This window comes from Sphingobium sp. ZW T5_29, assembly GCF_044987515.1.
Lineage (GTDB): Bacteria > Pseudomonadota > Alphaproteobacteria > Sphingomonadales > Sphingomonadaceae > Sphingobium.
The window spans coordinates 283,385-291,701 of sequence record NZ_JBJDRM010000001.1 but is presented as its reverse complement, the minus strand read 5'-3'; the positions used below and the strand labels follow the sequence as shown (position 1 = coordinate 291,701).

Sequence of the window (8,317 nt, the reverse complement as noted above, 5' to 3'; positions counted from 1 at the left end):
ATGGGGTGGGCGGTGGCGGGGGTGAGATGGTCCGCATCCGCCGATGGCTGATCCGTCGCTTGGCCATCGGGGCAGATGAGGTCGAGATAGGCGGCGAAATCCTGCGCGACGACGCGGGCGAGCGCGGCGTCGGAGCCTTCGGGCGGACTGTCGGCCATGCGGTCGAGGCGCGAGAGCATCGACATGGCGAGGCGGTTGTCGTGGCGGTGGCGGGTGATTTCGTGGGCGTCCGGGTCTTTGCGGATCACTTCTTCATGGCCGTTGAGGGCGCGGGCGAGCAGATCATCGGCGAGGCGCGCGCGGGCGATGAGGATGGCCGCGTCCCAGCCAAGGCGAAAGGCCGCGCCGTCGCGGCGGATGCGCAGGGCATAGGCCGAGCGCGGGGAGATGTGGGCGGCTTCGCAGGCCGTGGTGATGACGCCGGTGGCGGCGAGGGTTTCGAGGAAGTGCCGCTGCCGCGCAGGGCTCCAGCCGTCGACGCGGCTCTGATCGGCGGGCGTGGGGAGGGAGGAGAAGTGGTAGGACATGGGCAAAGCTCCTTTTTATGGGAGGGTTTGCCGGGAGGTTATAACAGGAGAGGGGTTGTAGGACAGAACAAAATGGGAACAAAAGTTGGAGGGGTTACCAGTTGCCGCCTGCGTCCTTGATGGCTTTGAGCAGGGCCTTTTTGGAGGCGGTGCGGCGGGTGCCGCTGTTGCGGGGCATGTCGGCGTCGGTGATGCCGAGCTCGGCGCGGCGGCGTGCGATCTTGCGCCCGAGTTCTTCGAGTGTGATCGGTTCAGGGCTGGAGGTCTTCAACGCCATAATCGCCTGCCGTTTCGTAGCGGATACGTCTTTCCATATAGTCCAAGTCGAGGCCTTCGGACAGGGCGAACAGTGTGCGGGCCTGATCCAGCATATCTCGGGCGGTGCCGGAGGCATATTGACCCATGCGGTCGGCGATGATGTCTTCGGTCGCGATCACTTCGATTATGCCGCTGTCGCCGATGCGGATGGGACGGACCCGCTCGCGTTCTGCCTGTCCGTCGAGGAGGGTGGAGGAAACGACTTCAAAGCCGAGTTTCAGGTCGGGATGAATCCAGCCGCGCGTGGCCATGCCGGGGCCGGAAGGCCGCACGAAACCGTGCTCGACAAGGATACCTTCGAAACAGGTCTGTGAGCCGGTTACAATGTCGAAATCACCCGTATTGATGTTACTCAGGGAGTAGATTTCGACCGCTGCGCCACCGACGAGGATGGGGCGTGATAGATTCTGCGCTGCCATAGCGTCGCTGATACGAGCGAACATTTCCAGCGCAGCAGAGAATTCGGGCCGATATGGTGTCATGGCTTGGTGGGCCTACGATATTCCAGCATGCTCAACATATTAGTGAAGTTAATTACTCCCCAACATTCGCGAAGCGCCAAGCTGAGGGAAAGATACATCCAAAATCCGGACAAAGTGCTGTCGATATCGTGGGGGAACAATGAAATTTTTAGTCCGCCGCCTGCCATCACTGCAACGAATATAACCATCAACATCACTACGAGAATGGCAAATTGGAACCCATAAACATAATCCTCGGCAGGTCTATCGGAGGCGAACAATGCTTCTCGTAATTCTTTGCTTTGTAAGATCGTTGATGCCCTGGTCGTCCAAGCCATCGACAAGCCGATCAGTATTGAGGCAGCCGGGAAAAGTGCCTTTCCTGCAAACGCGAACGGGTCAGAATTTATCAGAAATGTAGCCAAAGCGGCCACTATTCCGTGAACTAAGATATAACCATTGAAGATATTTCGATATCCCGGCGGAGCGCTTCCCGATCCCTTAGCGAACCATTTCCAAAAGGTGTCCATGATTTATTTCGGTAGACCACGAACGCGCTCATAGGCGCGTCGAGTTGAATGTAATATGGCCTCAAAAACGGATGAGTTTGGTTCTGGATCAACTCGTTCGATTACAGGGCTGCCTGATAAGTAGATGCGCTTGGGTGGGCCGCCGTCCTCAAGTCGAACATTTGCAGTTGCCTGCTCCCCATCTGCTGCAACTGCTTTTGTCACGTCTTCGATCAATTCCTTATTTAGATCAGGCCCTTCAACCTCAACTTTGCCTTTGTCGCCCCCAACCTTCTCCGTGAACTGCTTCGCAGGGCCTTGAATTAGCCTATTCACGTCCTGAGGGTTAGGTCTGCTCACTGTGAAGCTAAACCGCGTGACTGCTAGCGCGTTTCGGATCGCCTCGATGAAGTTGATAGGGTCAGGTATAGGCTCAACAACGATCACGGAATTTGACTCTCGTGCGAAAGGCGCTGAGTTCAAGAGGCGGGCTAGTTTTGCAGAAATTTCGGTCGTATTCTGCGAAACGCCGCTCTTTCGAATAATTCCACAGGCCTGTGTCCCTAGATCAAAGACGCCAAGTGTGAACGGCGCACGCATAGCTTCTTCTTCTAGGAAGTTATGCGTTGTCTCATCAAACTGAGGAGTCGTGACCGCTTGAGTTCTTCCCATCGCGAAGGCAATGCCGTCGGAATTCACATCTTCAACATTACCGATGTGCCATTCAGACCCGCGGCCTACATCAGCTGTTGGGCGAGCTTCGAACGAACGTCTGATGATACTAATTGGGTTTGATGTTTCACGTAGCAAGTCGCCTTGAGGCAGGCCCTCGCATTTAACCCGAAGAGCGTGGATATTGAACAAATGATTGCCCCCCTGCCTGACATTACTCCGCCGCCACAGCCTCCAACCCCAACAAGGGCGCCAAATACCGCCCGGTAAAGCTCCGGGCGTTCTTCGCGACCTTTTCCGGGGTGCCTTCCGCCACCACTTCACCGCCCTTCACACCACCCTCTGGCCCCATGTCTATGATCCAGTCGGCGGTCTTGATGACGTCCAGATTATGCTCGATCACGACCACGCTGTTGCCCTGTTCGACAAGCGCGTGGAGGACTTCGAGGAGTTTGCGGACGTCTTCGAAATGGAGGCCGGTGGTGGGCTCGTCCAATATGTAGAGGGTCTGGCCGGTGGCTCTGCGGGCGAGTTCCTTGGCGAGCTTGACGCGCTGGGCTTCGCCGCCGGACAGGGTGGTGGCCTGTTGGCCGACCTTTATATAGCCCAGGCCCACTTCGGCGAGCATGGCCATCTTGTCGCGGATGGGGGGCACGGCCTTGAAGAATTCGACCGCATCCTCGACCGTCATGTCCAGGACATCGGCGATGCTGTGGCCCTTGAACTTCACTTCGAGAGTTTCGCGATTGTAGCGCGCGCCGTGGCAGACGTCGCAGGTGACATAGACGTCGGGGAGGAAGTGCATCTCAATCTTGAGCAGGCCGTCGCCGGTGCAGGCTTCGCAGCGGCCGCCCTTTACGTTGAAGCTGAAGCGGCCGGGCTTGTAGCCGCGCGCCTGGCTTTCGGGGAGGCCAGCGAACCAGTCGCGGATGTTGGTGAAGGCCCCGGTATAGGTTGCCGGGTTGGATCGGGGGGTGCGGCCGATGGGCGACTGGTCGATGTCGATCACCTTGTCGCAATGTTCAAGGCCGGTGACCTTGTCATGCGGCCCCGCGACGATGCGCGCGCCGTTCAGGGTGCGGGCCGATGCGGCGTAGAGGGTGTCGATGGTGAAGCTGGACTTGCCCGATCCCGATACGCCGGTGATGCAGGTGAAGGTGCCGAGCGGGACGCTGGCCGTTACATTTTGCAGATTGTTGGCGCGGGCGTTGTGGACGGTGAGTTTCTTGCCATTGCCCTTGCGGCGCTTTGTGGGGACTTCGATGCGGCGGGTGCCGTTGAGATAGTCCGCGGTCAGGCTGTCCTTGTGCGCGAGCAGTTCGTTGAGGGAGCCTTGGGCGACGATGGTGCCGCCGTGGACGCCTGCGCCCGGTCCCATGTCGACGATATAGTCGGCCATGCGGATCGCGTCTTCATCATGTTCCACGACGATGACGGTGTTGCCGAGGTCGCGCAGCCGTTTGAGGGTGATGAGCAGGCGGTCATTGTCGCGCTGGTGCAGGCCGATGCTGGGTTCGTCGAGGACGTAGAGGACGCCCGACAGGCCGCTGCCGATCTGGGACGCGAGGCGGATGCGCTGGGACTCGCCGCCCGACAGGGTGCCGCTGGTGCGGTCGAGGTTCAGATAGTCGAGGCCGACATTGTTGAGGAAGCCGAGCCGTTCGACAATTTCCTTGAGGATGGCCTTGGCGATCTGGTTCTGCTGGTCGGTGAGATGGGCGGGGAGGGTGGAGAAGAAGCCGAGCGCGTCCACCACAGAGCGGCGGGTGGACATGGAGATGTCCTCTCCGGCGATCTTGACGGCGCGGGCTTCGGGTTTGAGGCGGGCGCCGTGGCATGTCTCGCACGGCATGGCGGTCTGGTATTTGCTCAGTTCCTCGCGCATCCAGGCGGATTCGGTCTGGAGCAGGCGGCGGTTGAGGTTGCCTATGACGCCTTCGAAGGGTTTCTTGACCTCGTAGGATTTTTTACCGTCGATGAACTTGAGCGTGACGGGCTTGCCTGCGGTGCCGTGGAGGATGATGATTTTGACCTCTGGCGGGAGGTCCTGCCAAGGGGTTTCGAGGTTGAAGCCGAACTCCTTGGCTAGGGAGCCTAGGACTTGCATGTAGTAGGGGCTGGGGGGGTTGGATTTGGCCCAGGGGACGATGGCGCCCTTCTTGAGGGTGAGATGTTCGTTGGGGACGACCAGTTCGGGGTCGAACTCTTGGCGTTCTCCCAGGCCGTCGCAGGCGGGGCAGGCGCCTTGCGGGGCGTTGAAGGAGAAGAGGCGCGGCTCGATCTCCGGGATGGTGAAGCCAGAGACGGGGCAGGCGAATTTTTCGCTGAAGACGATGCGGTTGGCGGGGACTTCGGCGTTCTTCATCTTTCCGGGTGTTGGCGCTGGCCCACCCCCGGCCCCTCCCGCCTGCGGGAGGGGAGACGTGAGGTCGGCGACCGTGCCGTCAGCCAAATCCACATAAGCGAGGCCATCCGCCAGCTTTAGCGCCTGTTCGAAGCTGTCGGCCAGGCGGGTGGACATGTCGGCGTCCACGGCGAGGCGGTCGACGACGACTTCGATGTCATGCTTGTATTTCTTGTCGAGGGCGGGGGCGTCTTCGATCAGGTACATTGCGCCGTCGATGCGGACGCGGGTGTAGCCCGCCTTCTGCCATTCCAGCAATTCCTTCTTATACTCGCCCTTGCGACCGCGGACGACGGGGGCGAGGAGGTAGAAGCGGGTGCCTTGCGGAAGCTGCATGACGCGGTCGACCATCTGGCTGACGGTCTGGGCGGAGATGGGTTCTCCGGTCGCGGGGCTGTAGGGGATGCCGACGCGCGCCCAGAGGAGGCGCATATAGTCGTAGATTTCGGTGACGGTGGCGACCGTGGAGCGCGGGTTGCGGCTGGTCGTCTTCTGTTCGATGCTGATCGCGGGGGAGAGGCCGTCGATATGTTCGACGTCGGGCTTCTGCATCATCTCAAGGAACTGGCGGGCATAGGCGGAGAGGGACTCCACATAGCGGCGCTGACCTTCGGCATAGATAGTGTCGAAGGCGAGCGACGATTTGCCCGAACCCGACAGGCCGGTGATGACGATCAGGCTGTCGCGGGGAAGATCGACGTCCACGCCCTTGAGGTTGTGCTCACGCGCGCCGCGCACGGAAATAGTGGTCAGACTCATGGGGCGTGTTGTTCCAGATTTGTTCCTGAGGGGCAAGCCGTCGTCGCGGGGATATGGGCGCGGGGCAGCTAAGCCGCAAGCGGGGGGAACCGGGCATCGGGACTATCCGTTTCATAAGGGCAAGCGCCAGGACGATAAATGACGGCGCGAGGAGAATGAGATGACGACCAACAAGACTGACATCAGGCCCAACAGCCGCGAAGAGGCGCATGAAGAACGACCGACCGACGCCCAGGACCATGCCATGACGCCGGAAGAAAAGCTGGAAGAAGGATTGAGGGATTCGATGGATGCGTCCGATCCGCCCGCGGCGACCACGCCAGGCGACGACGGGCACCCTGTTCCGTCGTCAGGATATAAGGAAGACGAGCAGGATTGATGGACGGTTCCATTAATGCTGATATGATCGCGAAGAGGTCGAGCCGGATCGGTTGCATGACCGGACGGTTCGCCTCCAACGGAGAGAGGAACCCTGTTTCATGCCAACTTCCGCCACTCCCGCGATTGAACGCATCGCCCGCGTTCTGGCAGGCCGTCAACTGAGCCTGAATGGCGAGGGAGACAATCCCCATGCATCAAGCGCAGTGGACGCCAAATGGCGCGAGCATGTGGACGACGCCTATGCGATTCTACATACTTTGCGGGAGCCGGACGCGGACATGGCCGAAGCTGGCGATGTGGCGATATGGCGCAAGATGATCGGTGCGGTGCTGGAACGGCGGGCCGAATGACGACTGGCTCAAGAGCGGGGCTGTCATTCCCTTGTCCCGCTTTTGACCGTTCGCGCTGTCGCCTAGCCAAGCATCACATAGGCCAGATCATTCTACACATTCGAATATTTATATGTTGCACCGCACAAGGAAACATGATTCCTTGTGATGGTCGGCAGGGTTCGCGCTTAAGCTTCCAGTAACCATGATGGGCGCATTCTCTGCTGATCGACTTCAAGTCGGAGGGCAAGAGCATGGGCACCAATGCAAGACCGGCTGACGGGGCCGTCACATTCGCGGAACTGCGTGAGTTCGCGAGTTTCCCGTCTGCTACGCAGCGTTATATCCGTCGTTCCCTGGACATCGGCCTCCATCGCCGCGACGCCATGATATTATGGTCGCGCGACATGGTGGAGGAAGCCAGCATCCGGGCGCAGGCGCGCATCTATGGGCGGCTGGACGAGATCAAGACGCGCGTGCCCGACGATAGCGGGCTGGACCAGATGGAGCCGTTCATGGCCCCGCTGGTGACGATTTCCGCTTTTGACCTGGGGCAGGACCGGCTGGGCAGTTTTTCCGCCTATCGCTTCCTTTACGAGCGGCTGCTGGGCGCGGGGGCGCGGCCTTGGCTGCCGGGGGCGTTCTGCGCGGCGGCCAGCCTGCCGCACCTTCATCCTGAAAAGCGCCGGGTGCTGCTCCAGTCGATCAGCGAGGCTGCGGCGACCGCCGTCGGCTGGTCGAACCGCGAACCGACTTTCTATCCCGAATGGGTGGAAAAGGTCGACATGAGCAAGGCGAACTGAGGCTATTGTAGACGCCTGCCCCAAGCGGGCGGGCGTTTACAAAAAGCGTTCCCCCGCGCGCGAAAGGCGCGGGTGAGTAGCGTAGTTTGAAATTGGCTCCATGCCCTGTCGCATCCTGACGCACCCTCCTATATGGGAGCGCAAAGCATGGAGACGAAATGGCCGATTTATACCTGAAGGCGCTGGAATCAGAACGCAGGAGCCTTTGGGCCGCATGTCGGCTGAAAGGCCTTGCCAAGGATACGCCGGAGCGCCTGCGCATCGCTGAACTGGATGTCCTTCTTCGCGAGCATAAGGAGAAGAAGGGTGGGAAGGGGCCAGTGGAGAAAACGTCTGGTTGATGTGATCAACCGGACACATCAGTCCGACAGTATCACTCCGATAGGGGTGGTGCTTCGAAGCGGTCGATGACCCATTCTTCGGCTTGTGCTTCGCCGATCCACTCCTGCATCCACGGATGGGCGACGACGGCCTGCATATAGGCCTGGGCGAAGCGCGCGACGGGAAGTTGGTAGGTGATGAAGCGGGTGACGACCGGCGCGAACATGACGTCGACGGCGCTGAATTCCCCGAACAGGAAATCGCCTTCTCCACCATGACGGGCGCGGGCCTGCGCCCATAGCTGCATGATGCGGGATATGTCGTGGGCGACCCCTTCCGATGGTGGGACAGGATCGTAAATCTGGCGGATGTTCATGCTGTGCTCCCGCCGGAGGGCGGCGAAGCTGGAGTGCATTTCCGCAGCCATGGACCGTGCCATCGCGCGCGCCGCCGGGTCGGTGGGCCAGAATTTGTCGCCGCCGACTTTTTCATTAAGATATTCGATGATGGCCAGGCTGTCCCAGACGACGATGTCGTCGCCGTCCCACAGGATCGGGACCTTGCCGGAAGAGGGCGCGAATTCGTCCCCTTCGCGCCGCTTTTCCCATGCCTCGTCATAGAGGGGGACGACGACTTCCTCAAATGGCAAGCCGCTGAGCTTGCATGCCAGCCAACCACGCAGCGACCAGCTGGAATATGCCTTGTTACCGATAAACAGCTTCATCATGCCCCCTTATTAGACGGGGGCGCGAAGGGAAGTCGAGAGCGGCGTTCGCGATTCGAGGAGGCGGGGGCGAGATGAAGGCGTCGCCTTTGCCTGTTGTCGCGTGGAT

10 protein-coding genes and 1 pseudogene are annotated in these 8,317 nt (G+C 60.2%); 4 read left to right on the top strand and 7 right to left on the bottom strand.

All coding sequences use genetic code 11. The features are described from left to right. The 6 genes and pseudogenes from ACI3KQ_RS01440 to uvrA all read right to left on the bottom strand — a co-directional run. Positions 1–527: pseudogene (locus ACI3KQ_RS01440) on the bottom strand (hypothetical protein); the annotation flags it as partial. A gap of 94 nt (positions 528–621) precedes the next feature. Continuing rightward, entirely contained in the window at positions 622–804 is a 183-nt protein-coding gene (locus ACI3KQ_RS01435) for a hypothetical protein (protein ID WP_404954044.1), read from the bottom strand. Beyond that, the gene (locus ACI3KQ_RS01430; protein ID WP_404954042.1) at positions 779–1,327 is read right to left on the bottom strand and encodes a hypothetical protein; all 549 of its coding nucleotides are present in this window, start codon (positions 1,325–1,327) and stop codon (positions 779–781) included. Before ACI3KQ_RS01430 ends, ACI3KQ_RS01435 begins: the two co-directional genes overlap by 26 nt. Beyond that, entirely contained in the window at positions 1,324–1,836 is a 513-nt protein-coding gene (locus ACI3KQ_RS01425) for a hypothetical protein (RefSeq protein WP_404954040.1), read from the bottom strand. Before ACI3KQ_RS01425 ends, ACI3KQ_RS01430 begins: the two co-directional genes overlap by 4 nt. Positions 1,837–1,839: 3 nt before the next feature. After that, complete coding sequence (locus ACI3KQ_RS01420) at positions 1,840–2,679, bottom strand: hypothetical protein (protein ID WP_404954038.1); 840 nt, start codon at positions 2,677–2,679, stop codon at positions 1,840–1,842. A gap of 22 nt (positions 2,680–2,701) precedes the next feature. Beyond that, the gene (gene uvrA, locus ACI3KQ_RS01415) at positions 2,702–5,650 is read right to left on the bottom strand and encodes an excinuclease ABC subunit UvrA (protein ID WP_404954036.1); all 2,949 of its coding nucleotides are present in this window, start codon (positions 5,648–5,650) and stop codon (positions 2,702–2,704) included. A 160-nt stretch (positions 5,651–5,810) separates the two neighbouring features. On the opposite strand from uvrA, the gene ACI3KQ_RS01410 reads away from it, so the two are divergent. From ACI3KQ_RS01410 to ACI3KQ_RS01395, 4 genes are all read left to right on the top strand, one after another. Continuing rightward, entirely contained in the window at positions 5,811–6,029 is a 219-nt protein-coding gene (locus tag ACI3KQ_RS01410; RefSeq protein WP_404954034.1) for a hypothetical protein, read from the top strand. A gap of 100 nt (positions 6,030–6,129) precedes the next feature. Next, positions 6,130–6,381, top strand: a complete 252-nt coding sequence (locus ACI3KQ_RS01405; RefSeq protein ID WP_404954032.1) for a hypothetical protein — start codon at positions 6,130–6,132, stop codon at positions 6,379–6,381. Between the two features lie 233 nt (positions 6,382–6,614). Then, the gene (locus tag ACI3KQ_RS01400) at positions 6,615–7,163 is read left to right on the top strand and encodes a hypothetical protein (protein ID WP_404954031.1); all 549 of its coding nucleotides are present in this window, start codon (positions 6,615–6,617) and stop codon (positions 7,161–7,163) included. 158 nt (positions 7,164–7,321) lie between these two features. Further along, the gene (locus ACI3KQ_RS01395; RefSeq protein WP_404954030.1) at positions 7,322–7,504 is read left to right on the top strand and encodes a hypothetical protein; all 183 of its coding nucleotides are present in this window, start codon (positions 7,322–7,324) and stop codon (positions 7,502–7,504) included. A gap of 32 nt (positions 7,505–7,536) precedes the next feature. On the opposite strand, the gene ACI3KQ_RS01390 is transcribed toward ACI3KQ_RS01395, so the two are convergent. Continuing rightward, entirely contained in the window at positions 7,537–8,211 is a 675-nt protein-coding gene (locus ACI3KQ_RS01390; protein ID WP_404954028.1) for a glutathione S-transferase N-terminal domain-containing protein, read from the bottom strand. Positions 8,212–8,317 lie beyond the last annotated feature (106 nt).